The 24,347-nt window shown below is 51.3% G+C and carries 27 protein-coding genes; 20 read left to right on the plus strand and 7 right to left on the minus strand.

What is annotated here, in order from left to right:
• Window positions 1-4 precede the first annotated feature (4 nt).
• Window positions 5-1,444 (minus strand): 4Fe-4S dicluster domain-containing protein, encoded by a 1,440-nt coding sequence (locus B1H56_RS02120; protein ID WP_066520587.1) that lies wholly within the window; start codon window positions 1,442-1,444, stop codon window positions 5-7.
• 235 nt (window positions 1,445-1,679) lie between these two features.
• Window positions 1,680-2,159 (minus strand): DUF6530 family protein, encoded by a 480-nt coding sequence (locus B1H56_RS02125; protein WP_066520588.1) that lies wholly within the window; start codon window positions 2,157-2,159, stop codon window positions 1,680-1,682.
• Between the two features lie 193 nt (window positions 2,160-2,352).
• Between B1H56_RS02125 and B1H56_RS02130 the strand changes: the two genes are divergently transcribed.
• The 8 genes from B1H56_RS02130 to B1H56_RS02160 all read left to right on the plus strand — a co-directional run bounded on the left by B1H56_RS02130 (window position 2,353) and on the right by B1H56_RS02160 (window position 6,983).
• Window positions 2,353-3,006 (plus strand): ABC transporter permease, encoded by a 654-nt coding sequence (locus tag B1H56_RS02130; RefSeq protein WP_066520589.1) that lies wholly within the window; start codon window positions 2,353-2,355, stop codon window positions 3,004-3,006.
• The gene (locus B1H56_RS02135) at window positions 3,003-3,902 is read left to right on the plus strand and encodes a glycine betaine ABC transporter substrate-binding protein (RefSeq protein WP_066520593.1); all 900 of its coding nucleotides are present in this window, start codon (window positions 3,003-3,005) and stop codon (window positions 3,900-3,902) included. The genes B1H56_RS02130 and B1H56_RS02135 overlap by 4 nt, the downstream gene beginning before the upstream one ends.
• Entirely contained in the window at window positions 3,899-4,633 is a 735-nt protein-coding gene (locus B1H56_RS02140) for an ATP-binding cassette domain-containing protein (protein ID WP_066520594.1), read from the plus strand. Before B1H56_RS02135 ends, B1H56_RS02140 begins: the two co-directional genes overlap by 4 nt.
• Window positions 4,634-4,705: 72 nt before the next feature.
• Window positions 4,706-5,113 (plus strand): VOC family protein, encoded by a 408-nt coding sequence (locus B1H56_RS02145; RefSeq protein ID WP_066520595.1) that lies wholly within the window; start codon window positions 4,706-4,708, stop codon window positions 5,111-5,113.
• A 264-nt stretch (window positions 5,114-5,377) separates the two neighbouring features.
• Window positions 5,378-5,674, plus strand: coding sequence for a winged helix-turn-helix domain-containing protein (locus tag B1H56_RS02150; protein ID WP_066520596.1), 297 nt, complete (start codon window positions 5,378-5,380; stop codon window positions 5,672-5,674).
• 229 nt (window positions 5,675-5,903) lie between these two features.
• Window positions 5,904-6,293, plus strand: a complete 390-nt coding sequence (locus B1H56_RS02155) for a rhodanese-like domain-containing protein (protein WP_082771066.1) — start codon at window positions 5,904-5,906, stop codon at window positions 6,291-6,293.
• Window positions 6,290-6,442, plus strand: coding sequence for a hypothetical protein (locus B1H56_RS14470; protein ID WP_156468697.1), 153 nt, complete (start codon window positions 6,290-6,292; stop codon window positions 6,440-6,442). The genes B1H56_RS02155 and B1H56_RS14470 overlap by 4 nt, the downstream gene beginning before the upstream one ends.
• Window positions 6,443-6,551: 109 nt before the next feature.
• Window positions 6,552-6,983 carry an RrF2 family transcriptional regulator gene (locus B1H56_RS02160; protein ID WP_066520601.1) on the plus strand — a complete coding sequence of 144 codons (432 nt, stop codon included), beginning with the start codon at window positions 6,552-6,554 and terminating at the stop codon, window positions 6,981-6,983.
• Between the two features lie 50 nt (window positions 6,984-7,033).
• Here B1H56_RS02160 and B1H56_RS02165 read toward each other — a convergent pair whose 3' ends face one another.
• Window positions 7,034-8,053 (minus strand): DUF4349 domain-containing protein, encoded by a 1,020-nt coding sequence (locus B1H56_RS02165; protein ID WP_066520607.1) that lies wholly within the window; start codon window positions 8,051-8,053, stop codon window positions 7,034-7,036.
• 308 nt (window positions 8,054-8,361) lie between these two features.
• On the opposite strand from B1H56_RS02165, the gene B1H56_RS02170 reads away from it, so the two are divergent.
• Both B1H56_RS02170 and B1H56_RS02175 read left to right on the plus strand, forming a co-directional pair.
• A complete protein-coding gene (locus tag B1H56_RS02170; RefSeq protein WP_066651146.1) occupies window positions 8,362-9,054 on the plus strand; it encodes a response regulator transcription factor in 693 nt (230 codons plus the stop codon).
• Window positions 9,023-11,380 carry a sensor histidine kinase gene (locus tag B1H56_RS02175; protein ID WP_066520612.1) on the plus strand — a complete coding sequence of 786 codons (2,358 nt, stop codon included), beginning with the start codon at window positions 9,023-9,025 and terminating at the stop codon, window positions 11,378-11,380. The genes B1H56_RS02170 and B1H56_RS02175 overlap by 32 nt, the downstream gene beginning before the upstream one ends.
• A 431-nt stretch (window positions 11,381-11,811) precedes the next feature.
• Here B1H56_RS02175 and B1H56_RS02185 read toward each other — a convergent pair whose 3' ends face one another.
• A complete protein-coding gene (locus B1H56_RS02185; RefSeq protein ID WP_278287597.1) occupies window positions 11,812-13,332 on the minus strand; it encodes an aldehyde dehydrogenase in 1,521 nt (506 codons plus the stop codon).
• A gap of 128 nt (window positions 13,333-13,460) precedes the next feature.
• Here B1H56_RS02185 and B1H56_RS02190 point away from each other — a divergent pair, with 128 nt between their 5' ends.
• On the plus strand, window positions 13,461-14,003 hold the full coding sequence (locus tag B1H56_RS02190) for a ferritin family protein (protein WP_066520615.1): 543 nt from the start codon (window positions 13,461-13,463) through the stop codon (window positions 14,001-14,003).
• Between the two features lie 52 nt (window positions 14,004-14,055).
• On the opposite strand, the gene B1H56_RS02195 is transcribed toward B1H56_RS02190, so the two are convergent.
• Entirely contained in the window at window positions 14,056-15,480 is a 1,425-nt protein-coding gene (locus B1H56_RS02195; protein ID WP_066520616.1) for an MATE family efflux transporter, read from the minus strand.
• A complete protein-coding gene (locus B1H56_RS02200) occupies window positions 15,477-15,935 on the minus strand; it encodes a MarR family winged helix-turn-helix transcriptional regulator (protein WP_066520619.1) in 459 nt (152 codons plus the stop codon). Before B1H56_RS02200 ends, B1H56_RS02195 begins: the two co-directional genes overlap by 4 nt.
• Window positions 15,936-16,138: 203 nt before the next feature.
• Here B1H56_RS02200 and B1H56_RS02205 point away from each other — a divergent pair, with 203 nt between their 5' ends.
• The 3 genes from B1H56_RS02205 (at window position 16,139) to B1H56_RS02215 (ending at window position 18,809) form a co-directional block, all read left to right on the plus strand.
• Complete coding sequence (locus B1H56_RS02205; protein ID WP_066520621.1) at window positions 16,139-16,918, plus strand: cell envelope integrity TolA family protein; 780 nt, start codon at window positions 16,139-16,141, stop codon at window positions 16,916-16,918.
• Between the two features lie 71 nt (window positions 16,919-16,989).
• Window positions 16,990-17,745, plus strand: a complete 756-nt coding sequence (locus B1H56_RS02210) for an exodeoxyribonuclease III (RefSeq protein ID WP_066520717.1) — start codon at window positions 16,990-16,992, stop codon at window positions 17,743-17,745.
• 125 nt (window positions 17,746-17,870) lie between these two features.
• The gene (locus tag B1H56_RS02215) at window positions 17,871-18,809 is read left to right on the plus strand and encodes a hypothetical protein (RefSeq protein ID WP_147554696.1); all 939 of its coding nucleotides are present in this window, start codon (window positions 17,871-17,873) and stop codon (window positions 18,807-18,809) included.
• A gap of 50 nt (window positions 18,810-18,859) precedes the next feature.
• On the opposite strand, the gene B1H56_RS02220 is transcribed toward B1H56_RS02215, so the two are convergent.
• Entirely contained in the window at window positions 18,860-19,810 is a 951-nt protein-coding gene (locus tag B1H56_RS02220; RefSeq protein ID WP_066739742.1) for a ComEC/Rec2 family competence protein, read from the minus strand.
• An 80-nt stretch (window positions 19,811-19,890) separates the two neighbouring features.
• Between B1H56_RS02220 and mnmA the strand changes: the two genes are divergently transcribed.
• The 6 genes from mnmA (at window position 19,891) to B1H56_RS02245 (ending at window position 24,314) form a co-directional block, all read left to right on the plus strand.
• Window positions 19,891-20,985: a tRNA 2-thiouridine(34) synthase MnmA gene (gene mnmA / locus B1H56_RS02225; RefSeq protein ID WP_066520630.1), complete on the plus strand. Its 1,095-nt coding sequence runs from the start codon at window positions 19,891-19,893 to the stop codon at window positions 20,983-20,985.
• 120 nt (window positions 20,986-21,105) lie between these two features.
• Window positions 21,106-21,933, plus strand: a complete 828-nt coding sequence (locus B1H56_RS02230; RefSeq protein ID WP_066520635.1) for a formamidopyrimidine-DNA glycosylase — start codon at window positions 21,106-21,108, stop codon at window positions 21,931-21,933.
• Window positions 21,934-22,268: 335 nt separating this feature from the next.
• Window positions 22,269-22,676 carry a GyrI-like domain-containing protein gene (locus B1H56_RS02235; RefSeq protein WP_082771063.1) on the plus strand — a complete coding sequence of 136 codons (408 nt, stop codon included), beginning with the start codon at window positions 22,269-22,271 and terminating at the stop codon, window positions 22,674-22,676.
• Window positions 22,677-23,060: a GNAT family N-acetyltransferase gene (locus B1H56_RS14805; RefSeq protein WP_242861999.1), complete on the plus strand. Its 384-nt coding sequence runs from the start codon at window positions 22,677-22,679 to the stop codon at window positions 23,058-23,060.
• A gap of 158 nt (window positions 23,061-23,218) precedes the next feature.
• Window positions 23,219-23,428 (plus strand): YoaP domain-containing protein, encoded by a 210-nt coding sequence (locus tag B1H56_RS15110; protein WP_243108746.1) that lies wholly within the window; start codon window positions 23,219-23,221, stop codon window positions 23,426-23,428.
• 1 nt (window position 23,429) lies between these two features.
• On the plus strand, window positions 23,430-24,314 hold the full coding sequence (locus B1H56_RS02245) for an SPL family radical SAM protein (RefSeq protein ID WP_066520637.1): 885 nt from the start codon (window positions 23,430-23,432) through the stop codon (window positions 24,312-24,314).
• The last annotated feature ends 33 nt before the right edge of the window (window positions 24,315-24,347 follow it).

A 24,347-nucleotide genomic window follows, 5' to 3' on the forward strand; every position in this document is an offset into this window, starting at 1 on the left:
CAAATTATTCCTTAATCATACCTAAGATACCAATAGATTCTTTGATCGTGGTTTCCTTGGCTTCGTTTCCGTAAGCATCCACCTGCTTCTTGTCCTTCGGACCGTGCGTGATGCAGGCCGCACCGCCGATGCAGCCGTCCTGGCATGCCATTCCCTCGATAAAGTTTTCCTGCAGGATACCACGGGAAGCCTTAAGGAGAGCTACTTTGCATTCCTCGATGCCGTTGCATACGGCGGGATTGCAGGTAAAATCGTCGTAGCCATGCTCCTTCAGCGCCTGCGCTACCGCGGCAGAGACGCCGCCGCTGCGCGCAAAAATACGGCCATAATAGGAAGCGTTATCGAGCGGTTCCTCCGGCATCTCATTGAGGTCAATCCAGCGGCTGTCCAAAAGCGCGAGCAACTCCTCGAAGGTGATGACGCAGTCGATGATGCCGTCCACCTCGGGAAGCTTGTATTCCATCTTCTTCGCGATGCAGGGTCCGATAAAGACGATCTTTGCGTGCGGATCCATCTTTTTTAAATAAGTGGAAATTTCTTCCATCGGCGAGACGTTATGTGAAATATGCTGCGCAAGGCCGGGGAAGGCGGTTTTGATATAGCGCACAAAAGCGGGGCAGCAGGAACTGGTAAGGAATTTCTTTTCGTACAGTTCCTCGGCTTCTTTATAAGCGGTCATGTCTGCACCGAGCGCCGCTTCGACCACATTGAAAAAGCCCAGCCGCTTGATTCCGGCGACCATTTGCTCTACCTTGATCCCGCTGAACTGGCTGGAAATGGCGGGAGCGACCACCGCGTATACTTTATATTTCGTGTTGTTCTCCGATTCTTTCAGCAGATTGATCGCTTCCAGAATAAAGGAGCGGTCAGAAATCGCGCCAAACGGGCACTGGTAGACGCATGCGCCGCACGAGATGCACTTTTCATCATGGATATCCGCCTTTTTATCCTCCGTCATAGTGATGGCGCCAACCTTACAGGCGTTTTCACACGGACGGACCATTTTTGTAATGGCATTATAGGGACAGGCGGAGACACAACGCCCGCATTCAATGCATTTATCGGGATTGATATGTGCCTTGAGGTCAATGATCTCGATCGCGTCCTTGGGACATACGTTTTTGCACCGGTGCGCAATACACCCGCGGCAGGCTTCCGATACGCGGATACCGTCGACAGGGCATTCGTCGCATGCGATATTCAGCACCTCGACGACATTTGGATTATCCGGATCGCCGCCCATAGCGAGCTTGACGCGTTCGTTGATAATAGCACGTTCCTTATAAATGCAGCACCGCATGGTAGGTTTGGGGCCGGGCATGATTTTTTCGGCGATCTGTAGAAGCCCGCTGTCCAGATTCCCATCCCAGGCGAGCGTCGCGACCTCCTTTAGAACCTTATATTTGATTTCCTGTACGCTTGTATCAAAAGCTCTGTAATCCAAGTGATCCTCTCCTCGTTCTTCATTGTTTACCTTCTTACTATAAAGGTTTCAAAATCCGCTGTCAATGCGTGCGGGAGCAAGTTAATCCAGTATTTTTGCGGGCGCGGAAAAAACGGTTTTCGCGACAAACTAAAACCATATGAATTATTGCCTCGCGCGCGTGAAACAGACGGGCGCGGAAGTAAAAAGCCGCATGTTTTCATGCAGCTTTTATTACCTGGCCAGCCCCGGCGCATCAGTAGCCCATATCTTTCAGGAGACGGGACAGTACGGAGAGGCGTTCGCCTAGAAGCTCGCTGTCGTCCGAAAGCGCCTGCGAGAAGAGCAGGATATCCTCATCGATCTTCTCGTTGTCTGTGCAGACTTCCATAGTCATCGCATCGCCCTGGATACCCACGCGGTCGAACTGCGGTTTTTCGGGATTGTAAAGCTTTGGGTAGCGGTAGGCGTCCCGGAAGTATTTCAGGGTATCGCATACGAAGATCGCAAGGTCCAGCACACGGTGGAGAGGGAGCTCTTCCGACTGGCGGGACCATTTCTGTCCGGTATACCGCCAAATTTTGGCTGAAATATCCACCTTCCCGCGGTCGTTCCATTGGGCAAGCCCGGCGGAAAGCCCTTGCACGTCCGTCGCGTAGGCGTATTTGCCATCGATCCTAGAATAATCTTTTGCCACGATGACAGGTTTATGTTTCAAATTCGTCGGTATTTTCATAACAATGCTCCTAAAATATTATTAGTAAATTACTAAACTAGTAAATTAATAATATCAGCATACCAAAACGGGATACTTTTGTCAAGGCAAGACGGTTTTTTCTGTTTTTTGGAACTTTTATGGGAATAAAGTGGTACAATAAAGCCAATACTGTTTATTAAAAAACCATCATGCAAATCAGGGAGAAAAATTGATGATCGCAGAAGTCTTTAACTTATATGCAACGCGATGGGATTTTTTTGCACAACTTATCCTGCAGCATCTCCAGCTTTCATTTATTGCGATCGGTTTGGCGGCACTGATCGGTATTTTTTTTGGGATCGTAATTTCGGAGCATGGCAAGCTTGCGTTTCCGGTGCTTGGGGTAACGAACCTTATCTATACGATCCCGTCGATCGCGATGCTCGGTTTCCTCGTCCCGGCCACGGGAATCGGAGACACGACAGCCGTGATTGCCCTTACGGTATATGGTCTTTTGCCGATGGTGCGCAATACACACACCGGCATCAAAGGAATTTCTCCGGCTATTATCGAAGCCGGGAAGGGGATGGGGTCCACAGAGTCCCAGCTGCTGTTTAAAATCAAGCTGCCGCTGGCAATGCCCGTTATTCTTGCAGGGGCGCGCAATATGATCGTCATGACGATTGCGCTGTGCGGTATTGCATCCTTTGTAGGCGCGGGCGGACTCGGCGTTGCGATCTACCGCGGGATTACCACGAACAATATGGCGATGACGGTGGCGGGCAGCCTGCTGATTGCGGCGCTTGCCCTGATTGCGGATTCGGTCGCAGGCATCTTTGAAAGAAAAATTTATCGCAAGATCAATGGGAAAGGGTCGAAAAAATGAAAAAGAAGAAATGGACGGCGCTGCTGATGGCGGCGGTTTTGTGCGGAACGTTTTTACTGGGGGGGTGCTCGGGAAAGGCCAGCGATACGGTACGGATCGCAACCAAGCCGATGGCGGAGCAGTTTATCCTCAGCGAGATGCTCGCGGCGCTGATTGAGAAGGACACGGACCTTAATGTGGAAATCACCAAGGGGATCGCCGGCGGAACGGGTAACATTCACCCGGCTATGGTAAAGGGGGACTTCGATCTTTATCCCGAATATACCGGAACTGCATGGTCGGACATATTGAAGCACACGGAGCAGTCATCGCCGGATGAAATGTACAAAAAGCTGCAAGAGGAATATAAGGATCAGTTCAAGATGGAGTGGGTGGGGCTTTACGGCTTTAACAACACCTATACGCTGGCGGTGAAAAAGGAGTTTGCGGAGGAAAACAACGTCGTGACCTTTTCAGACCTCGCCGCCCTTACCCCAAACCTGAAATTCGGGGCCGAATATGATTTTTACGAACGTGAAGACGGTTACGATCCGCTTTGCGAAACGTATGGATATCATTTCAAGGACACTTCGGATCTTGATATCGGCCTTAAATACCAGGCGATCGGCGCGGACGAGGTGGACGTGATAAACGCCTTTACGACCGATGGACTGCTTGGCGCATACGAACTGAAAACATTGGAGGACGACAAGGATTTCTTTCCCTCCTATTATTGCGGGACGATTGTACGCGGAGAGGTGCTCGAAGCCCATCCGGAGCTGCGCGGCGTGCTGATGAAGATGGACGGCATCCTGACGGACGAGGAAATGTCGCAGCTCAATTACCGCGTGGAAAACGACAATGAGGATGAAAAGACGGTGGCGGTCGATTTTCTGACGCAAAAGGGATTATTATGAACCAGCAAACCATCATTGCTTTTGACAAGGTACAAAAGGTCTACGAGGACAAATATGCCTTGAAGGATTTCAGCTTCGAGATACGGAAGGGAGCCTTTCTTACAGTGGTCGGCGGATCGGGCGGCGGCAAGACGACGATGCTGAAAATGATTAACGGCCTTCTGATGCCGGACGGCGGCAGGGTGCTGGTGGACGGCAGGGATACGGCCCATACCGATCTGATCGCGCTCCGGCGGGGGATCGGCTATGTGATACAGGGAGGCGCGTTGTTTCCGCACCTCAATGTGCGGGAAAATATCGAATATGTACCGCGGCTGGAAAAAAATAGACTGCCTGAGGAGCGGATCCGCGAACTGATGGATATGGCGGCGCTGCCTATGGAGATGCTTTCGCGAAACGTCAGCGAGCTTTCCGGAGGACAGCAGCAGCGCGTCGGCATAGCCCGCGCCCTTGCCGCACAGCCGGAGATAATCCTGATGGATGAGCCGTTCGGAGCGCTTGACGGTATTACGCGCAAGCAGCTGCAGGATGAAATCATCGAAATCCACAGGCGGACGGGCGTGACGATTGTGTTCGTGACGCACGACCTGCGCGAAGCGGTGCGCCTGGGTACATGGATTCTGATTATGAACGAGGGAACAATCGTGCAGCAGGGAACTCCGCAGGATGTACGGGACAACCCGAACGGCGATTATGCGCAGCGGCTTTTGGAGCAGCTTGACTGCGGTTGATTTTTTACTTGCATCCCGGCTGTAAAAGCGCTATCCTTGAATTAAGAATTCTATTCAGGGGAGGGTTTTGTTATGGCAAAAATGGAAGGGCTCGCGCACATTGGCGTATTCATTACGGATATTGAGCGCAGCAAAAAATTTTACGAGGACGTTCTTGACTTCGAGACGATCTGGGAATGCGGGGTAGAGGAAAAAGACGGCACCGTTACAAACGTGGCGTTTGTAAAAAATGGCAGCCTGGTGCTGGAGTTGGTGCGCACGGCGAATCCGCAAAAGCGGCAGGACGGCTGGGTAGACCATATTGCCCTCGCGGTGGAAGATATTGAAGGTATTCAGAAAATATTGGAAGAGCGCGGGATTGAATTTGAGATGGACGCTCCGGTCTTGGGCGCGAATGTATTCCCGAATGGAGCCAAGTGGCTGACGTTCCGCGGCCCGGATGGGGAGCATCTTGAGATCAATGAGGTATTTCCATATTAAATGCTGAAAATAAGCCGCGGCTCCGTTCGGGAGCTGCGGTTTTTTATTGTAAACGCGGATTGCGCTCTGCCAGCGTATTGTAAGCCATCTGTTAATTAAAAGTTTACAAATAAACTTCATGAAATATGATTAGACACCGGGGAATAGGATTATTAATAACATGTAACATGGGTGGTATGGTATGCGTAAACAGCCACGCGCACACGCGAAGCGTGTATGGGCGGCTGGGTGCCAGCAATTAAGAGAAGAAAGGATGGAACATTTATGCGTATCATGGTTGACAACCTGGCGGTGGATATCGATAATCGGACGGTTCGGCGTGGAGATGAGGATATCAGGCTTACCGCAAAAGAGTACGAGGTCTTAAAATATCTCGCGCTGCATAAAGACAAAATTGTATCCCGTGCGGAGCTTTTGGAACATGTTTGGGACTGCGATTATGATTGCTTCTCCAACGTTGTGGATGTATATATCAGATTTTTAAGGGCGAAAATCGACGACGGGCATCAGAAAAAGCTGATTAAAACGTTCCGCAAGCAGGGATACTCGCTCACCGCCTAACAAGGGGAAACGGCGTACCGCAGAGGGTATGCCGTTTTTTGTTGCCCGGGTATCCCTTGCGGAAATAAATCCTTGACATACAAAACTGTGAGTTATATAATTACAGAAAACTGATATAGAAAAAATTACAGAACAGGAGGGCGCGGAGGTGAACCATAAGTGGATTGCCGTGATCGCCGGAATTACCGCGGCGGTTATTTCCTTTGCGGGATGTGCGGCGGCAGGCAATATGGAAGGGAAAGACGCGGCAGAGGGGGCCGGAAGCACCGCCGCGCGGGAATCGGCTTATCATAAAATCGATGCGGAGCAGGCGAAGGAGATGCTGGACGGGGAAAGCGGCATCCTGCTTGTAGATGTACGCACGCCGGAGGAATATGCGGAAAAGCATATTGGAGGGGCGGTCAATATTCCGAATGAAACGATTTCGGATACCCCGCCCGCAGAGCTGCCGGATAAAGATGCGCGGCTGGTCGTCTACTGCCGTACAGGCGTGCGGAGCAGGCAGGCGGCGGATAAGCTTGTGGAAATGGGCTACACAAACGTTTACGACATGGGAGGCATCAATGATTGGCCGTATGAAACGGTGAGCGGCAGCGAGGTGGAGAAGGCTATGGAATGAAGGAACGGAAGAGGCGTGTTTTTATTACATTACTGCCGGCAGGAAAATTCTTTTTAACGGTCTGCGTCCAGACAGCGGCAGTGGAAACCGGAGCGGCAGGACAGGCGGAGCAAACTTCCGGGATACAGCGGGCCTGCGCCGGACGGTGAGCGAGGCGCTGAAGGAGCTGTTCATGCGGGAGGGATAAGAAAAACTTGCATTTTTACCCTCCATCATTTATGATGGCAATGTCGGAAGAATTATGGAAGGACGACGGCCATGACGGGTGAATTTACCATAGCGGTCCACGCTTTGGTCTATCTTAATCACAAGAAAAAAATGGTGAGCAGCGACGAGCTTGCAAAAAATGTATGTACGCACCCGGCGCGCATCCGCAAGGTGATGGCGAAGCTCAAAAAGGCGGGGCTGCTGACGACCAAGGAAGGCGCGGAAGGCGGTTATTCCTTCACACTTGACGCGGATAAGGTCACGTTGCGCATGGTGAATGAAGCGATCGGGGAACCGATGGTCGCTGCATCGTGGCATTCGGGACGCTCCGATATGGAATGCCTGATCGCCTCAGGGATGGCTTCCGTGATGGACGGGATTTATGCGGACCTTGACGATGTCTGCCGGCAGCAGCTGGAGAAAACTACGATTGCCGGCATTGACCGCATGATTTTCAGGGAAAAAGAAAAGGCCGGAGCATAGTGGAAATGAAAAAAAGCCCTTCCGAATCCGGAAGGGCTTTTTTGGTGCCGTTATTTTTTGGAATCGTTCGTATTTTGCGGGGGCGCCTGCGGAGAATACGGCGGATACAGGGGCTGCTGTATGGGCTGCGGCCGACGGACCTTTTCCGGATGCTTGACGTAATATTTTTTACGCAGCCACAGGATCAGCCGGATCACCGCATAAATGACCGCCGCAAAAATCGCGAGCAGAATAATCACGGGCAGGGCAGCCGCCCAAAAGATAGCAAAGTTTTCCATGAATTCCCCCACGCCGGTCATAGACATGGAGAATGCGTCGGACGCCCGGTCTCCGAGCGGCTGACCGTCCGCGCCGATGGTTTCAGGTGTGATGAGCTCCGTCAGGGTAACGTCCACCGTTGCATAATCGATCAGCTGGTCCATCTGGCGCTTACTGCCCTGGAGCTGGTCGAGCTCGTAAAGTACATCGGAAAGCTCTTGCTCGAACGCGACGATATCTTCCGCCTTCGTAGCGCTTGCAAGATAGCCCATCAAGCGGTCCCTGCGCATATTGAGCATTTCGATGCGTGCGTCCGTATCATAATACTGCGAGGTAAGGTCGTCCGTGGATTTATGCCTGCTGACCACCTCGCCGATCCCCGAAAGGCTGTCCATAAAGGCGTTCAGGCTATCGACGGGGACGCGCAGGGAGAGATAAGAATTGCGGCCGTAATTTTTGCCTGTTTCTGAGGAATAGGCCGAGCTTTCCTCGTTCGCGACATAGCCGCCGACCGCTGAGAGCTCTGCGTTGATTTTTGCATAATCCGCGTCATATTGCTTGGTATTGATGTCGAACGACGCACTGTAAGTGAGCTTGCGGTCCGTTTCGGGCAAGTCGGGGTTGGAAAGCCCGCCCAGGCCGCCGGCTTCTTCGGTTTCCGCCGTTACGCCTTCATCCCTGACGGCACCGGCAGATTCATATCCCATTTCGGGGCCGGCTGTGGCTGCGCTGCTGTTTGTTTCGGACGGGGCTGCGGAACAGGCGGTCAGAAACAAGACGGCACATATCATAACGACGATGATCTTTTTCATAACGTTTTCCTCCAGTTATTTCATTCGTTTGCCATTCTGGTTTTATTAGAAATGCCCTTTTGAATTGGTTTCATTATACAGGAAAAAAAGATACTGTGCCCATAAATTCACACAGTGTTCACAAAGAAATAGTGCTGTTATACGAACTTAACGGGACGGTAATAAAACCGATGGAATTGTCATAAAGTTTTAAGAAAGTTTAAGGTTTGTTCTTAATATTTTTAGCCTATCCTAAGATTAGGGAAAAAAGAAAAGGCATGTTATAATGGTATGGATCAAGATGCCATTATAACGGAGGTAAGGAACACATGAGGATACTGGTGTGTGACGACGACAAGGAAATCGTTGACGCGATCGAGATCTATCTGGTGAACGAAGGCTATGAGGTTTTGAAGGCATACGATGGGGCTCAGGCCGTAAAGTATGCGGAAGAGCAGGAGATACACTTAATCATCATGGATATCATGATGCCCGGAATGGACGGCATCCGCGCCACAATGAAGCTGCGGGAAAGCGCAAATATCCCCGTTATCATGCTGAGTGCAAAGTCGGAAGACAACGACAAGATTCTGGGTCTCAATTCCGGTGCGGACGATTACCTGACAAAGCCGTTTAATCCGCTCGAGCTGATCGCACGGGTGAAGTCCCAGCTGCGGCGCTACACATCGCTCGGAAGCATGACCCAGGAGAAGGGTGTGCTCCAAACGGGCGGACTCGTGCTCGACGACATGAAAAAGACCGTTACGGTTGACGGCGAGCCGGTGAAGCTCACCCCCATGGAATACAAAATATTGCGGTACCTGATGCAGAACATGGAGCGGGTTCTCTCCACTACGCAGATCTATGAAAGCGTATGGGACGAGAAAGCGGTGGGTGCGGAAAACACCATTGCGGTACACATCCGCCGGATCCGTGAGAAGATCGAGATCAACCCAAAGGAACCGAAATATTTGAAGGTGGTGTGGGGGATTGGATACAAAATTGATAAGCTCAAAGTATGATTTAAAGCTGAAAATCATTGCCTGGATCATTTGTATCGCTACCGGATGCCTGATTTCTTTTTCCATAGTACGTCTTGAGAAATATGATCCCGCAAATACGATGACGAGCGACAAATACGTTGAAAGCGCGGAGTATCTTTCCACGATGCAGGAATATACGAATTCCGTGGAATATGCGTTTTACGGTTATGACGACTCATCCAAACAGAACGAATTGCGGAATTATATCTCGGGACTGAAGAATTCTTATTCCGGTGAAATCAGCGAGGTGCTGAGCACGACGGATCTGGAGGGTGATTATGATGCGTATCTTGAAAAATTTCAGGAAGAATTTGCAGCTTTGGTTGCAGGAAACGAAACAGCGCCGGGAGACACGGCGGGAACAGAAATGGCAGGCGAGGATCAGGGCCAGCCTGATTCTTTAAGCACGGAAATTGCGGCGGCTGCAAGCGCACAAGAAGCGGGGCTTCCGGCGCTTGATGAGTATACGCAGAAGCAGATCGATTCCATCAACAAGAAATATGCGGAGCTTCTGGTGAATGCGGAAAGCTATGTGGACGAAAAATACGCCTTCATGGAAAAGCAGGCGCGGGAAAACCTGGGAAGCAATGAAAACTATTACTTTGCGGTCGTCGCGGACGGCAGGGTGATCCATACGAACGTTCCCAAAGGCGAGAGCGACCCCGTAGAATGGATCAGGCAGTTGGAAGGAAACGGGGCCTATGCGTGGAACGGGGCGGAGCCGGGGCTTTACGGCAACCTGACGGCAGATACAGCGGTGTCCTATCCCTATATGGAGGAAACGGAGCGGCAGATAGCTGCGGGCGTTTCCATATTCACAGGGATGTCCGATACCTTTTATGAGCAGAGCAGCAGGGAATACGGTATTGCCTACAGGGGGTACCTGACGACGATCGTCCTGACGATTGTATGGTTCGTGCTTTTCGCGCTGGCGTTCATCTGGCTTATGTATACTGCGGGCCGGTCCCCCAAAAACGATGAGGTGAAGGTCACCTTCATGGATTCCATATGGCTCGACATAGGCGGGATCGCACTGGTCCTGATCGAGTTTGTGATGCTGGCCCTGTTCCACAACGAACGTATCGATTTGCCGGGCGCCGTGGGAGCGGTGCAGGTTATCCGCATCTCCGTCTATACGGCGGTCGGGATCGCGCTCCTGCTGATGTGGAGTATGAGCGTTTCGCGCCGGGTAAAACGGAAGGAGAATTATACGTTGGTCGGGCGGGTATTCGCAGGCTTTGGAAAAATCTGGCGGGAAAGCGGTACCAAGGCAAAAGGAATCGGTATTGTGATCTGGTATCTGATTGGCGGGATGCTGCTGTGCCTGATTACCGTACTTTTTGGTTTTTTGATGGGAGGAACGGGCGTGTTCATCGGCCTTGTATTCATCTCTATCTATCTTGCGGCCGTGCTGAAATACATACTGCAAAAGGCCGCGGCCGTAAGCAATATTTCAGTTGGGGTGCGCCGTATTAAGGAGGGAGACCTCGAATACCGGATCGTGAAAGGCGGCGGGCAGGACTTCGATGAGATCGCGACGGGAATCGAGCATATCGCGGAAGGACTCGACGCGGCGGTGACGCAGGAGGTAAAGTCCGAGCGCATGAAGACGGAGCTTATTACCAACGTATCGCACGACATCAAAACACCCCTGACTTCGATCCTTACCTACGTGGATTTGCTGAAAAAAGAGGGGCTTGCGAGCGAAAATGCGCCGCGCTACCTGGAAGTGCTGGATATGAAATCGCGGCGGCTGAAATACCTCACGGACGACCTGTTTGAAGCAGCCAAGGCAAGCAGCGGGGATATGACGGTTTCAGTTTCCAGAATCGAATTGGTCCAGTTTATGGAACAGGCGCTGGGGGAGATGTCGGATAAGATAGAAGCCTCGGGCCTTACATTCGTGACGGCGGAACAAAAGGCCAAGATGTACGTATATGCGGACGGGAAGCTTTTGTTCCGGGTGATCGGCAATGTGATCGATAACGCCGTCAAATATGCGGCAGGCGGTTCGCGGGTGTATATCGATTTTTCACGCAGCGAAGGCCAGGCTTGCATTGTCGTAAAGAACGTATCGCGCGATCCGCTTAATATGACGGAGGAAGAACTGATGGAGCGCTTTAAGCGTGGCGACGAATCCCGTCATACGGAGGGTTCTGGCCTGGGACTTTCCATCGCGCGGAACTTCATGGAGCTTATGAAGGGCGCGTTCAAGATCGAAATCGACGGCGACCTCTTCAAAGTCATGATTTGTTTCCCGGCAGAAACGGAGGAAACGCCGGGGCCGGAACAGATCGAAGAATAAAACCGGCAAAAAAGGGCCGGAATATTGAACCATTATCCGTGAAAGAGACACGAAAAAAGGGAACAACTAAAGATTATGCAAACTGACGCCGTTTGAAAAACGGCGTCAGTTTTGACTTTAGCTGGATGCGTTCATAATTGTAGAAAGATATCTACGCATCAATCATCTGCCTTGCCTGATCGATGCCCTGAAGTTTCTGCCTGTAAACGCACTTCGTTTTGAGTATTCTAAAAAAGTTTTCAGCAGGTGCATTATCCGAAGGCGTCCCGGCTCTTGACGCAGACGGCAATATGGAATACTGTTTCAGTAGAGTTGATCCATGCAGGGTATATTGAAAGCCTTGGCCGCTGTGGAAAATAAGTCCGTCAGAGACCGCTTTCCTGGCTTTTTGAACAGTGCGGCGTACCAAATTCCGGCCTTTTCGTCTCTTTTTATTTTTTACCGATAAATTTACGCAACCCCTTCATCTTCTTCCCGGTTGGCGGGAGGTAGCGGATAGGGAGGTCGATGCGGCTTGACTTGTGTACGATGCTCTTATAATGCGAGAACGTATCGAAGCTTGCCTTTCCGTGATAGCTGCCCATTCCGGAATTACCCACCCCGCCAAAGGGCATGCGCGAGGTTGCAAGCTGCACGATCGTGTCGTTCACACAACCGCCGCCGAAGGATACCGTCCCGAGAATGCTTTTGGCTGTCTTCCGGTTACCCGTGAAAAGGTAAAGCGCGAGCGGCTTGGGATGCTTCCTGATCTCCGTGACCGCATCGTAAAGATTGCGGAATTCGAGGATGGGAAGCAGCGGCCCAAAAATTTCTTCCTGCATGACCGGATGGTTGTATGCGGCGTTATCGATGATCGTAGGTTCGATCAGCAGGGATTGCGGATCGCTCCTGCCGCCGAAGATGATTTCCTCGTTTGCCATCAGGCCGTGCAGACGGTCGTAATGCTTTTGATTGATAATTTTCGGCAGCCAGCCGCAGGTAAGGGGATCCTCCGTATAAAATTCCGTGATCGCTTGTTTTAATTTGGGCAGGAATTTATGCTTTATGGATTCCTGGACGTATAGGTGGTCGGGCGCCACGCACGTTTGGCCGGCGTTCAGGAATTTGCCCCAGGCGATCCGCTTTGCCGCCACGTCGAGATCGGCCGTTTCATCCACGATACATGGGCTTTTCCCACCGAGCTCAAGCGTAACGGGAGTGACGAACTGCGCAGCGGATTCCATGACCAGCTTGCCGACCGTTACGCCGCCCGTAAAGAAAATATAATCAAACTGCTGCTGCAGAAGGTCTTGGTTAGATTCGCGGCCGCCGAGCACCACGTCCACATAGTCCGGCGGAAAGGTTGCGTGCACGATATCCGCGATCACCTTCGAGGTAGCACGCGAGTAATCCGACGGCTTCAATATGGCAGTATTTCCCGCCGCAATGGCTCCCGCCAGCGGCTCAATGGTCAGTTGGAAGGGGTAGTTCCACGGCGACATAATGAGCGCTGCTCCATAAGGCTCCGCAAGCACGAAGCTTCTGGACGGAAACTGCGCGAGAGGGGTGCGTACGCGGCTGGGCTTCATCCAGCGCCGCAGATGCTTCATTAAAAAAGTAATCTCATCGATCGCGATGCCGACTTCCGTTTCAAACGCCTCGAAAGGACTTTTCAGAAGGTCTTCATGGAGCGCGTCGAAAATAGCGGATTCATTCCTGATAATTGCCTTTCGCAGGCTGGAGAGGGCGTCCATGCGGAATTCGTAAGGCTTGGTACGCCCGGTATAAAAGTATTCGTTTTGCATCATTACGGTTTCTGCCGCATGACTCATGGTAGTCACCCCGATCGTTCGTATTTTTTGGCAGGCCGGCTTCCGCCGGCGCAGGCAAACCAGCGTATGCCGTTTGTTAGCCGTCCATGCAAGCAATGTTCTATACGGCCGTTTATGCAGGTTATTATATATTAATACCACCAAACGGCTCCCTTCAATCAGGAGGTTAAAAAGTAAAAAAATTTTGTTTAAGTATATTCGAGACTGTGTATAATTAGAAAGATGGACGCGTGGGCGTCTAATCGTAAAAGATTGGGAGGTATTTTGAAATGGTAAAGTATGTATGTCAGGTATGTGGTTACACGGTAGAGGGCGAGCGGCCGGCGAAATGCCCGCAGTGCGGAGCGGACGGTTCCAAGTTCGATGAAGTACAGAGCGGCGCGCGCGTATGGGCGGACGAGCATAAAATCGGCGTTGCACAGGGGCTTGACGAAGAAGTAGTGAACGGTTTGAGGGAAAACTTCATGGGTGAATGCACGGAAGTCGGTATGTATCTCGCGATGGCGAGACAGGCCGACCGGGAAGGTTATCCGGAAGTTGCGGAGACCTACAAGCGTGCGGCGTTTGAAGAAGCGGAACACGCTTCCAAATTTGCAGAGCTTCTCGGCGAAGTTGTTTACGCAGACACAAAGAAGAACCTGCAGCTCCGCGCGGATGCGGAATGCGGCGCGACGGCCAGCAAACTGGCGCTTGCAAAGAGAGCAAAAGAGCTTGGCTACGACGCGATCCACGATACGGTTCATGAAATGGCGAAGGACGAAGCACGGCATGGCTGCGCTTTCCAGGGCCTGCTCGAAAGAGTTGTAAAATAAAAAAACAAAAAGCACGGAGCGATGGAGTTTCGTGCTTTTTTTATGTTTTTATTTATGCGGCCGCAAGGCCCTCCTGTTTTCCCTCCGCGTCCTCCTTACGAATCCATGCATTGAGCTTCTTCATCTCGCGTATCACGAAAACCGCCACGATGACGGCAGAGCCGACATCGGCCACGGGCCCCGCGTAAAGGATGCCGTCCAGCCCGAAATACATCGGCAGGATCAGTACAAGCGGAATCAACAGCAAAAGCTGCCGCAGCATGGAGAGAATGGTCGCCTTAAACGGCTGGCCCGTCGCCTGGAAATAGCTTGTCGAGACGATCTGGAAGCCCGCGCAGAAGATGCCGCCAAGAAAAAGACGCATACATTTTACGGCAAACATGGTAAAGTTGGGTTCCGCGTCACCGAACAGGCTGAGGATCGCTTCGGGAAACAACTGGCACACAAGCCATGCGGCAATAACGACCACGGTGGAAATCCATGCCGCCATCACAAAGGTTTTTTTGATCCGCTTCGGCTGGCCGGCGCCGCGGTTAAAGCCCAAAATAGGCTGCGCGCCAATGCCGATTCCGATGCAGGCGGCCGCGAGGATCATGGCGATTTTCATTACGATTCCCATGGCCGAAAGCGCGATATCGCCGCCCACACCCGCCTGGTTGCCATAAAATACGAGGGAATTGTTCATCACGATCTGTGTAACGCAGGCCACGATCTGCGTGATGAAAGATGAGATACCGAGGGTCAGGATCATTTTGCAGGTACGTCCGTGCAGTTTCATATATTTTTTTTCAAAGCGCATACTCTTTCCGCTTTTAGCAAAATAAATGGAAAGGATAACCGTTGAGATTGCCTGTGAGGTGATGGTGGCGATCGCTGCGCCCGTTACGCCCCAATGAAACACAAAAATATAGAGGGGATCAAGTATTGTATTAAGGACCGCGCCGATCAAAATACTATACATGGAGAGGTTGGGGTTGCCGTCCGTACGCGCCATGTTGGAAAGGACGATGCTCACGACGTTAAAAGGCGTGCCCAAAAGGATGATCGTCGAATATTCTTTTGCATAAGCCATGCTGTCTGCCGTCGCACCGAAGGCTTTCAGCATCGGATCAAGAAACAGGAAGCAAGCCGCCATCATCACGCCGCTGATAATGATGGAGAGGATAAATCCGTTGTTGAGGGCGCGCTGCGCTTCCTCTTCCTTTTTTTCGCCGAGCTTGAGAGCGGCATAAGCGCTGCCGCCGGTTCCCACAAGGGCGGCAAAGGAAATCAGGATCGTCATAATCGGGAACGAAATCGTCGTTGCCGCGTTGCCAAGGTAACCGACGCCCTGGCCAATAAAAATCTGATCCACAATGTTGTAAACCGAATTAATTAAAAATGAAATAATGGCCGGCCAGGCAAAGGTCTTAAGCAGTTTGCCGATCGGTTCATAGCCTAATGGGTTTCTTGTTTCCGTAAGTACCGTTTCACTCATACCGTCTTTCCTCCTTGGTTGTCTATTGTAAATTCATAAGCGTTTTTTGCCATCAATTCCATCAGCCGCTCCGCAAGAATGATTTCTTCATCCGACATGCCCCGGGTAAGGATATCATTCCATTTCAAGACCGCCGCATAGACGGAATCGACAATGGGCTGCGCCTTTTCGGTGGTATACAGGCGGCAAACCCGCCCGTCCGCCGGGTCGGATTCGCGGCGGATATAGCCGTATTCCTCCATTTTGTGGATCGCCCGGGTCGCGGTGGCTTTGTCGTAGTGGCCGCATTTTGCAAGATCATAGACGTTGATCCCCTGGTTCTCGAAAATACGGACGAGGAAAAAGTGCTGTCCCGCACCGATGCCGAGGGAATTTAGTTCCTGGTCGTAATAACGCATACCATATCTGTTGATGATAGAAGCATATTTATTTAACGTAAAATGCCGTTTCGGCAAAAGGATCACCCCAATCCATAAAAATAGTTGCGTCTGCAACCTAAAATACTATAGCACATGATAGTTGCGAGCGCAACTATTTTTGGATAAAAAAGTAAAATATATTCAGAGAGGAAGCGGGAGCGGCGCAAGAGGTTCTTTTGATTGCCAGAAGCTATGCCTGTATGATATCTTAAAGGTATCAACAACTGGGGGGATCATTTATGAAAGACGAAATGTCGAAGTACAGGAGACGGCTTTTTGGGGGCCTGATCTTCTATGGGATATTTTCACTTGGAATCATTCCGTTTTTTACGCTTATTATGGGCACAAAAGACAATATTCTCACGACGTCCATGTCGGCGATGGGTAATACGAGCGGAAACATGCACTTTTGGTTCATTATCTGGACAATCGTATTTTGCGCATACTTTGCCAGCTTTATGGGCTATCTGCTGATGCTCACTAAAAATACGCACTCTAAGATACGCGGTTTCGTCTATTTTGCCATTGTAGTGCTGATCGTAGGGAATTTCTTTCCGTTTCTGCCCGAGACATTTCCCGGATTTTCGTCCCTGCATAATTTCTGCGCGCAAATATCTTCCATATCGCTTGCAGTGAGCCTGATGCTGTTCGCACTGACGCTGCGCAATTCTTATTCACTGATGTTTAAAAAAGCGCTGGTGTTTGTATTGGTCATCTGGATCGTTCTGGTTGCCCTGATGGGGCTTTTGGGGACCACCAGCCTGACAGAGATGACAGGGATTATTCTTGCCGGAATATTCCTATTTACAGTGCTCGTATGGCTGTACCGCGAGGATACGTTCGACCCGGTACAGTCCTTAAAGGACAGCGACGCGGAGGAAGCGGTGGAAGCGGCGCAGAAGCTTTCCAGAAAAGCGGAGGCCGCAAAGAAAGAATACCTGAAGCTCGAAGCGGCGGCGCGCCGCGCTAAGATCGAGGCGGAAGAGGCCTGCCGGGTTGCCAAACACAAAAAGGACTGAATATGGCGCCGGGAGGCAGTGTATCAATAAAAGAACAGACCAGATGGCAGAATTGGATAGAAGGTGACAAAATGAAATTGATTTCGTGGAATGTAAACGGCCTGCGGGCTGCGGCGGGAAAGGGCTTCCTTGAATATCTTTATGAGAGCGGAGCCGATGTTTTTTGTGTCCAGGAGACGAAAATGCAGCGCGGACAGGCGGAATTTGATTTTAAGGAATATGATGAATATTGGAACAGCGCAGAGAAAAAAGGATATTCGGGCACGGCAGTATTTTCAAAGGTGGAACCGCTCAGCGTATCCTATGATTTTGGCGTGGAAGAGCACAGCCGTGAAGGCCGTGTTATTACGCTTGAATTCGGGGATTTCTACCTTGTAAACGTGTATACCCCAAATTCCGGCGAGGGTTTGAAGCGCCTTGATTACCGCCTTAAGTGGGAAGACGATTTCCGCGCCTACCTGCATACGCTGAATAAAAAGAAAGGCGTAGTCGTGTGCGGGGACCTCAATGTGGCGCACACGGAGATCGACCTTAAGAACCCCAAGACGAATGTGAAAAACGCTGGGTTTACGCCGCAGGAACGGGAAAAAATGACAGAGCTTCTGGATTCCGGTTTTATCGATTCTTTCCGTTACCTGCATCCAGATGAAACGGGACGGTATTCATGGTGGTCCTACCGTTTCAACGCGCGGGCGAATAACGCGGGGTGGCGTATCGATTATTTTCTGGTGTCGGAGGATATGAAGGACAGGATCGAGGATGCGGATATTTGCCCGGACATTCTGGGCAGCGATCATTGCCCGGTTTTTTTGGTTCTGAAAGACTAATAGAGCGGCGGCCTGAGGCCGCCTTTTTTCATACAATTTTAAGAAAGTGTTCAATGGGCCGTAAAACACTTCGCTCCGTTCCCCTCTATAATAAAAGCAGGGAAACCGGAACGGAGGCAGGAAAAATGAACAACAAAAAAAGCAAGGTCATAAAAACGGCCGCCGCAGCTGCGGCGGGATTGTTTGTGGCGGGCGTTTTATGCAGCTGCGCGCCGCTTTATGGAAAAGTAGGGGAAATGATGGAATCGGCCGCCGGTCTTGGCCGTGAGAAGGTTGCGGAAACAAGGGAGGAACGTAATGTGGGGCAGTGGCCGTTCGGAGAAACCCGGGAGACCGCTGTGGCCTATTCTGGCCCGGAGGACGGCGAATGGGACGATGAACAGGATGATATGAAGCCGTATGAGCCTTTTGGCGTAACCCTGAACGAAAGCGACGGAAACTACTGGTTTAATGGAAAGCCCCTTGCAGGGCTCCGTGACGAAGGATACAATACCATGACGTGCGGCATCTTTGCAGAAGTCGGCGCGTTTGTTTTCGTGGAACGGAATGGGAACGGAAATATTACGCGCGTTTATGAAACGGATTTAAAGAGCTTTGAGGACGCATGCGGGATGACCGGCCTTGAGACCTCGACGGAACAGCGGGCGGAGGAAATGGGGTATGCGTTCCACCGGGAAAACGGAACTGTAAAGGACATGGACCGTAAAGAATTCTCCGTTTTTGAAACAAAGCTCCACGCAAAATACAGGAATGAGAACGCGGTCGTACAGGTGGATGATTATGTATTCTGGTTTGATAAAAACGACCAGATGGAACTAAGCTCTTTCTGCGCAAGCAGTGCAAGCCGCTATGGAGCCAAGGTCTATGCGGATTATGCCATTGCGGATGAAATAGATATTTCCCGGCTCGACGATGAAAAAACAGACCAGGTCATATTCGACGTGCTGAAAGCGAATCCGGAGAGCGATAAGCCCGGGATCGGCAGGCAGATCAAGAAAGCTATCGCACAGGCGTATGGGATCAGCGAAAACTATATTACGGTAGAAGTGGATGAACTAGGCTGATGGATCAAACCGCCGGGCGCGTATTAACGCCCGGCGGTTTGGTTACTCTTTTAAGCCGCTGCCGCATAGCGGACGGCAGTTCCATCTGAGAAAACGGCAATATCGCCGTCTTGGTCGGTGCGCAGGACTGTAACGTCCATTGCGCCGAGCATATCGAGGGTTTCCTTATGCGGATGTCCGTAATCGTTGCCTTCGCCGCAGTTGATGATGGCGAGGGAGGGAGTCGTTGCGTTGAGAAATTCCTGCGTGGTGGCATTATGAGAACCATGATGGCCGACCTTAAGGACGTCCACATCCATCAGGCCGGAATCATTTGCCAGCATATCAGCAATTGCTTCCTCTTCCGCGTCGCCCTCGAACAGGAACTTTGTACCGCCGTATCCGGCAAGCAGCACGATGCTCGAATTGTTGGCGTCGCCATACTCGCGGGCCTGCGGGTTCAGGACCGTAAAACGGACGCCGCCGAGGTCAAACGCATATCCATCCGTCACATTGACTGCGGGAACATTATTTTCTTCAATTGCGCCGAGCATCTTTTCATAGGTTTTTGTTGTCGTTACAAAATCGGTCATATAGATTGTGCCTACGGGAATCTGGTTCAGCACAGCCGCCATGGAGCCAATGTGGTCGGCATGCGGATGCGTAGCTACCACGGCATCGAGCGATTCGATCCCAAGTGCGGAAAGCGTATCGAGGATACGGCCCGCATCGTCGCTTTCACCCGCGTCGATCAGCAGGGAATGCCCATCCGGCGTCAGGAGTACCATACTGTCGGAATTTCCGGTATCGATCACATAGAGCAGCAAATCATCGTTATCCCCGGGAACCAGTTTGGCGACGTTCGCCGCCGAAGGAGATAATGCGGCGCTCCCGAGGAAATCCCCGAACGAATCCAGGAAAGCGCCGTCCGTTCCAAGCGCGAGCATGAGCAATAAGCCCGCGATACATAAAATAGTGATGATCGCGCCTGCGGCTGTTTTTTTCTTTCGTCTTCCGGCCATTTGCGCCTCCTTGCATAATTCCTATAAACGATTATACTATAAGTGGGCGGCATGATATAGAAGACCGGAGAGAAAATTTTATGGAAAACCAGAAAAAGCGCGTCGTTGTGGGAATGTCAGGCGGCGTGGATTCGGCGGTTTCGGCACTGTTGCTGAAGGAACAGGGCTATGATGTTGTGGGCGTTTTTATGAAGAACTGGGACGACAGCGCGGAGGATTCCGAATGCCCAGCAGCGGCGGATTATGACGACGTGCGCTCGGTCTGCGCAAAAATCGATATCCCCTATTATACCGTTAATTTTGAACATGAATATTGGGAACGCGTGTTCCGGTATTTCCTAGAGGAATATAAACGTGGGCGGACGCCGAACCCGGATGTGCTGTGCAACAAAGAGATCAAGTTCGCGGCGTTCCTCGACTTTGCAAAAAAAGCGGGAGCGGATTTCCTTGCGACCGGGCATTATGCGCGGCTCGAGCGCCGAAATGGGACGACATATCTCAAAAAAGGCCTCGATGAAGGGAAAGACCAGAGTTACTTCCTGTGCATGCTGTCTCAGAGCCAGATCGAACGGGCGATGTTCCCCATAGGAGAGCTGCAAAAAGCGGACGTGCGGCGTATTGCCGGCGAGGCAGGGCTTTCGGTAGCGAAAAAAAAGGACTCTACGGGTATTTGCTTCATCGGGGAACGGAAATTCAAGCAGTTTTTGCAGACCTACCTTCCTGCCAATCCGGGCGATATGAAAACGCTGGACGGGAAGGTCGTCGGCAGGCACGACGGACTGATGTATTATACGCTCGGACAGCGGCGGGGGCTTGACATCGGCGGTTCCAAGGGTGGAACGGGTGAGCGCTGGTTTGTCGTCAGGAAGGATATGGAGAATAATATTTTATATGTTTCGCAGGGTGCGGAGTCGGAACTGCTTTTCTCCCGTGCGCTTGTTATGAGTGGAATGAATTTTATTTCGGGAGGAGAGGAGAAGCCGGGCTTCGATTGTATGGCCAAGGTGCGCTATCGTCAGCCGGACCAGCAGGCGCATGCCGAAAAGTGCGGCGAAGGCGTGTACCGCGTTGAATTTGCAGAAAAGCAGCGGGCGGTCACGCCGGGGCAGTATTGCGTCTTGTATGACGGAGACGCCTGCCTTGGCGGCGGTGTGGTCGACGAGGTGATTTTTTAGGCGGAGGAGACCGGCGGCCGGATCCTGTTTGCGGAAGCGGCGTGCGCTTTAATATGACATATGGTGTCCGTTTTTGTATGGTACACTAAACCATCAACCATACTTGTAGGAGGAAACACAATGATCGAGTTGCCGGAAAGCGTCACGCTGGCAAACCAGCTTACGAAAGCAATCAAGGGGAAAAGGATCGAACGCGTTATTGCGGGGAAAAGCCCGCATCGTTTCGCGTTCTTTGCCGGGGAACCGGAACATTATGGCGTGCTCCTGCGGGGGAAAACAGCGGGTGAGAGCCGTTCCTATGGAGGGCATGTCGAGATTGAACTGGAGGATATGCGGCTCGATTTCAACGACGGGGTCAATCTCCGTTTCCTTGCACCGGGACAGGCGGAGCCGAAAAGGCACCAGCTTTACCTTGCGTTTGACGATGGGAGCGCGCTTGTGGGGAGCGTGCAGATGTATGGGGCGCTTTCGGCGTTCCGCGCAGGGACAAACGATAACCCGTATTACCTTGCGGCGCGGGAAAAGGCATCGCCGCTGGAGGACGGATTCGATGTGGATTATTTCCGGTCGCTTCTTCACAGCGTAGACCGGAAAAAGATTTCCGCCAAGGCATTCCTTGCGACGGAGCAGCGAATCCCGGGCCTTGGAAACGGGGTGCTGCAGGATATCCTGTGGACGGCGCGAATCCACCCCAAGAAAAAGGCGGGGGATTTCTCGGGGCAGGAGACCGCAGAGCTTTATATGGCTATCAAAAACGTGCTCCGGGATATGGCGGAAAAAGGCGGCCGCGATACGGAAAAAGATTTGTATGGGAATCCGGGCGGCTACCGGACGATTCTCAGCAAAAACAATGCAGCCATGGTTTGTCCGGAATGCGGAGGCGGAATCAAGAAAGAAGCCTATTTAGGGGGCAGTATCTATTATTGCCCGGCTTGCCAGAAGATGTGAAACGCTAAACGGGCAGGAGGAAACGTCATGGGCGCGAAGGAAGAAAGCTATTTATGACTTGGATGGAACGGAGGCTTTGTTTTTGGAGGCCATGCGGGAATCTGTTTCTTTTCACAGGGATCACTGCACATTGTATAGGAAGCTCTTGGAAAAGGAACGGTTCAATCCGGATGATTATTGCAAAGCGGCTCGAAAAAATGATTGAAAATTATGCTTAACTGACATATGGCGTCATATTATATCTGTTATGCTGGCTTCAAACGATAAAATAGGAAAGGAAGCAAAACAGGTATGGATTATGAAGTTGTAAAGATAGGAGAAAAAAAGTTGAAGGTATCGAAATCCGAACGGAAAACAAAGACGGAGAGGCGATGCGCGATATTTTTCCGCTCTGGAATGATTTCCTTGGGAATGGTAAAGGGGAAATGATCCAAGGACGGATAAACACAAATTATATCGGTCTGTATACCGATTATGACGGCGACTTTACAAAACCATATTCCTATCTTGCCGGGTGTGAAACAAATGGGAGCGGAATGCCTGTATTCACGGTGAAAAAGATCCGCGCCGGGAGTTATGCAAGATTCGTGACAAAAGATCCGGAAAACGGGCTTGGAGAAATCTGGAACGTGGTATGGAGCATGCCGCTGAAAAGGACGTATATCAGCGACTTTGAAGAATATTTTCCAGGGAAGGACGGGCAGCCCGAGGAAATACACGTCTATATCGGGGTGGAGGAGTAATTGGGGAATTTAATAGAAATAAGCGGAGATACGGTTGACAGGGAGCATGTGTGCTGCGCGATTTCCGACAAAAAAAGTACGCAGGCGAAAAAGGAATGGATGAAGGGCTGCTTTGCCGATGGCTACCAATTCTGGAAGGCGGACGCGCGGGGAAAGGCATTGATTGAATTTGTCCCGGCGGAAAACGCATGGGCGCCGATCGCCGCGGACGGTTATCTGTTTATCGATTGTTTTTGGGTCGCCGGTTCGCTCACGAAAAAAGGATATGGTACTGCGCTGCTGGAGCGGTGCAGTGAAACGGCAAAGGAACTGGGGGAAAAAAGGACTTGCGGCAGTTTGCGCCGACAAAAAACGGCCCTTCCTCTCCGATCCCGGGTTTTATAAAAAGCGCGGGTTTCGGACGGCGGATACCGCGCCGCCTTTTTTTAAACTTCTGTATCTGCCGTTTGATGGAAATGCGATATCCCAAGATTCCGTGAAAGCGTCAAAAGAGGGACTGCTGCACAGCAGGGCGTTATGGTCTATTATACGGACCATTGCCCGTGGACCGCAAAGTATATCCATTTCTGGAAAAGATTGCCGGGGAACGAGGCGCCTCCGTTTGCTTTCAAAAAATTGGCTCTAAGGAAGAAGCGCAAGAGGCACCCTCTCCGTTTCCAACCTTTTCAGTCTATTATAATGGAACATTTGTAACCAACGAAATCTTCAGCGGAAAAAAGTTCATCGGTTTTTTGGAGGGGAAGGGCTTTTGATATGGAACTTGTACCTGCGAAGACGATCCTTGCCCGGCCCAAAGACGACTCGTGGTTTGGCAACGATTATAATATGAACCTATATCGGGGGTGCTGCCACGGCTGTATTTATTGTGACAGCCGGAGCGAGTGCTATGGCGTGGAGGAGTTTGACCGGGTGCGGCTGAAGAAGGACGCATTGCAGATTCTGGAAGGCGAGCTGCGGAAAAAGAGGAGGAAAGGCGTTGTGGGAGTAGGGGCGATGTCCGATACCTATAATCCGTTTGAAGAGGAAATGGAAGCGACGCGCGGCGCGCTTAAGCTGCTGGATCAATATGGTTTCGGTGTAGCGCTCGATACCAAAAGTACGCTTGTGCTGCGGGATATCGATCTGATCGAACGGATTTCCCGGAAACACTGCGCCAACATCAAGATAACGGTCACGACCGTGGATGATTCCTTGTCGAAGGTCATCGAGCCGTATGCACCGGCTTCGTCGGAGCGCTTTCGGGCAATTCGGGAACTTAGCCGCGCGGGTATCTTTGCGGGTGTGTTGTTTACTCCTATGCTTCCCTATATTACGGATACGGAAGAGAATGTGGCGGAAATGATCCGGCTCGCGTATGAAAACGGGGCGCGGTTTATCTTTCCCGCGTTCGGCATGACGCTCCGCCAGAATCAAAGGGATTACTATTATAAAAAGCTGGACGAGCATTTTCCCGGACTCAGCCGGAAATACCGCAGCGTATTCCGAAGCAATTATTTCTGCGGTTCCCCGCAAGCAAAGAAGCTGCGCAGCCTGTTTCAGGCGGAATGTAAAAAATACGGCTTAATCTTCCGGATGCGGGATATCATTGCGGCATATAAAAAGTTGCCGCCGGAACCAAAACAGCTTTCCCTGTTTTGAATCGGAAAAGGCAAAATATAGTGGCTCCGTTTT

The organism is Christensenella minuta, assembly GCF_003628755.1.
In the GTDB taxonomy this organism is placed as follows: Bacteria; Bacillota; Clostridia; order Christensenellales; family Christensenellaceae; genus Christensenella; species Christensenella minuta.

Excerpts from the sequence above, each read along its gene's own strand:
- B1H56_RS02125 (WP_066520588.1), bottom strand. The coding sequence starts at position 2,159 with ATGAAAATACCGACGAATTTGAAACATAAACCTGTCATCGTGGCAAAA.
- B1H56_RS02130 (WP_066520589.1), top strand. The coding sequence starts at position 2,353 with ATGATCGCAGAAGTCTTTAACTTATATGCAACGCGATGGGATTTTTTT.
- B1H56_RS02135 (WP_066520593.1), top strand. The coding sequence starts at position 3,003 with ATGAAAAAGAAGAAATGGACGGCGCTGCTGATGGCGGCGGTTTTGTGC.
- B1H56_RS02140 (WP_066520594.1), top strand. The coding sequence starts at position 3,899 with ATGAACCAGCAAACCATCATTGCTTTTGACAAGGTACAAAAGGTCTAC.
- B1H56_RS02145 (WP_066520595.1), top strand. The coding sequence starts at position 4,706 with ATGGCAAAAATGGAAGGGCTCGCGCACATTGGCGTATTCATTACGGAT.
- B1H56_RS02150 (WP_066520596.1), top strand. The coding sequence starts at position 5,378 with ATGCGTATCATGGTTGACAACCTGGCGGTGGATATCGATAATCGGACG.
- B1H56_RS02155 (WP_082771066.1), top strand. The coding sequence starts at position 5,904 with ATGGAAGGGAAAGACGCGGCAGAGGGGGCCGGAAGCACCGCCGCGCGG.
- B1H56_RS14470 (WP_156468697.1), top strand. The coding sequence starts at position 6,290 with ATGAAGGAACGGAAGAGGCGTGTTTTTATTACATTACTGCCGGCAGGA.
- B1H56_RS02160 (WP_066520601.1), top strand. The coding sequence starts at position 6,552 with ATGACGGGTGAATTTACCATAGCGGTCCACGCTTTGGTCTATCTTAAT.
- B1H56_RS02165 (WP_066520607.1), bottom strand. The coding sequence starts at position 8,053 with ATGAAAAAGATCATCGTCGTTATGATATGTGCCGTCTTGTTTCTGACC.
- B1H56_RS02170 (WP_066651146.1), top strand. The coding sequence starts at position 8,362 with ATGAGGATACTGGTGTGTGACGACGACAAGGAAATCGTTGACGCGATC.
- B1H56_RS02190 (WP_066520615.1), top strand. The coding sequence starts at position 13,461 with ATGGTAAAGTATGTATGTCAGGTATGTGGTTACACGGTAGAGGGCGAG.
- B1H56_RS02195 (WP_066520616.1), bottom strand. The coding sequence starts at position 15,480 with ATGAGTGAAACGGTACTTACGGAAACAAGAAACCCATTAGGCTATGAA.
- B1H56_RS02205 (WP_066520621.1), top strand. The coding sequence starts at position 16,139 with ATGAAAGACGAAATGTCGAAGTACAGGAGACGGCTTTTTGGGGGCCTG.
- B1H56_RS02210 (WP_066520717.1), top strand. The coding sequence starts at position 16,990 with ATGAAATTGATTTCGTGGAATGTAAACGGCCTGCGGGCTGCGGCGGGA.
- B1H56_RS02215 (WP_147554696.1), top strand. The coding sequence starts at position 17,871 with ATGAACAACAAAAAAAGCAAGGTCATAAAAACGGCCGCCGCAGCTGCG.
- B1H56_RS02220 (WP_066739742.1), bottom strand. The coding sequence starts at position 19,810 with ATGGCCGGAAGACGAAAGAAAAAAACAGCCGCAGGCGCGATCATCACT.
- mnmA (WP_066520630.1), top strand. The coding sequence starts at position 19,891 with ATGGAAAACCAGAAAAAGCGCGTCGTTGTGGGAATGTCAGGCGGCGTG.
- B1H56_RS02230 (WP_066520635.1), top strand. The coding sequence starts at position 21,106 with ATGATCGAGTTGCCGGAAAGCGTCACGCTGGCAAACCAGCTTACGAAA.
- B1H56_RS02245 (WP_066520637.1), top strand. The coding sequence starts at position 23,430 with ATGGAACTTGTACCTGCGAAGACGATCCTTGCCCGGCCCAAAGACGAC.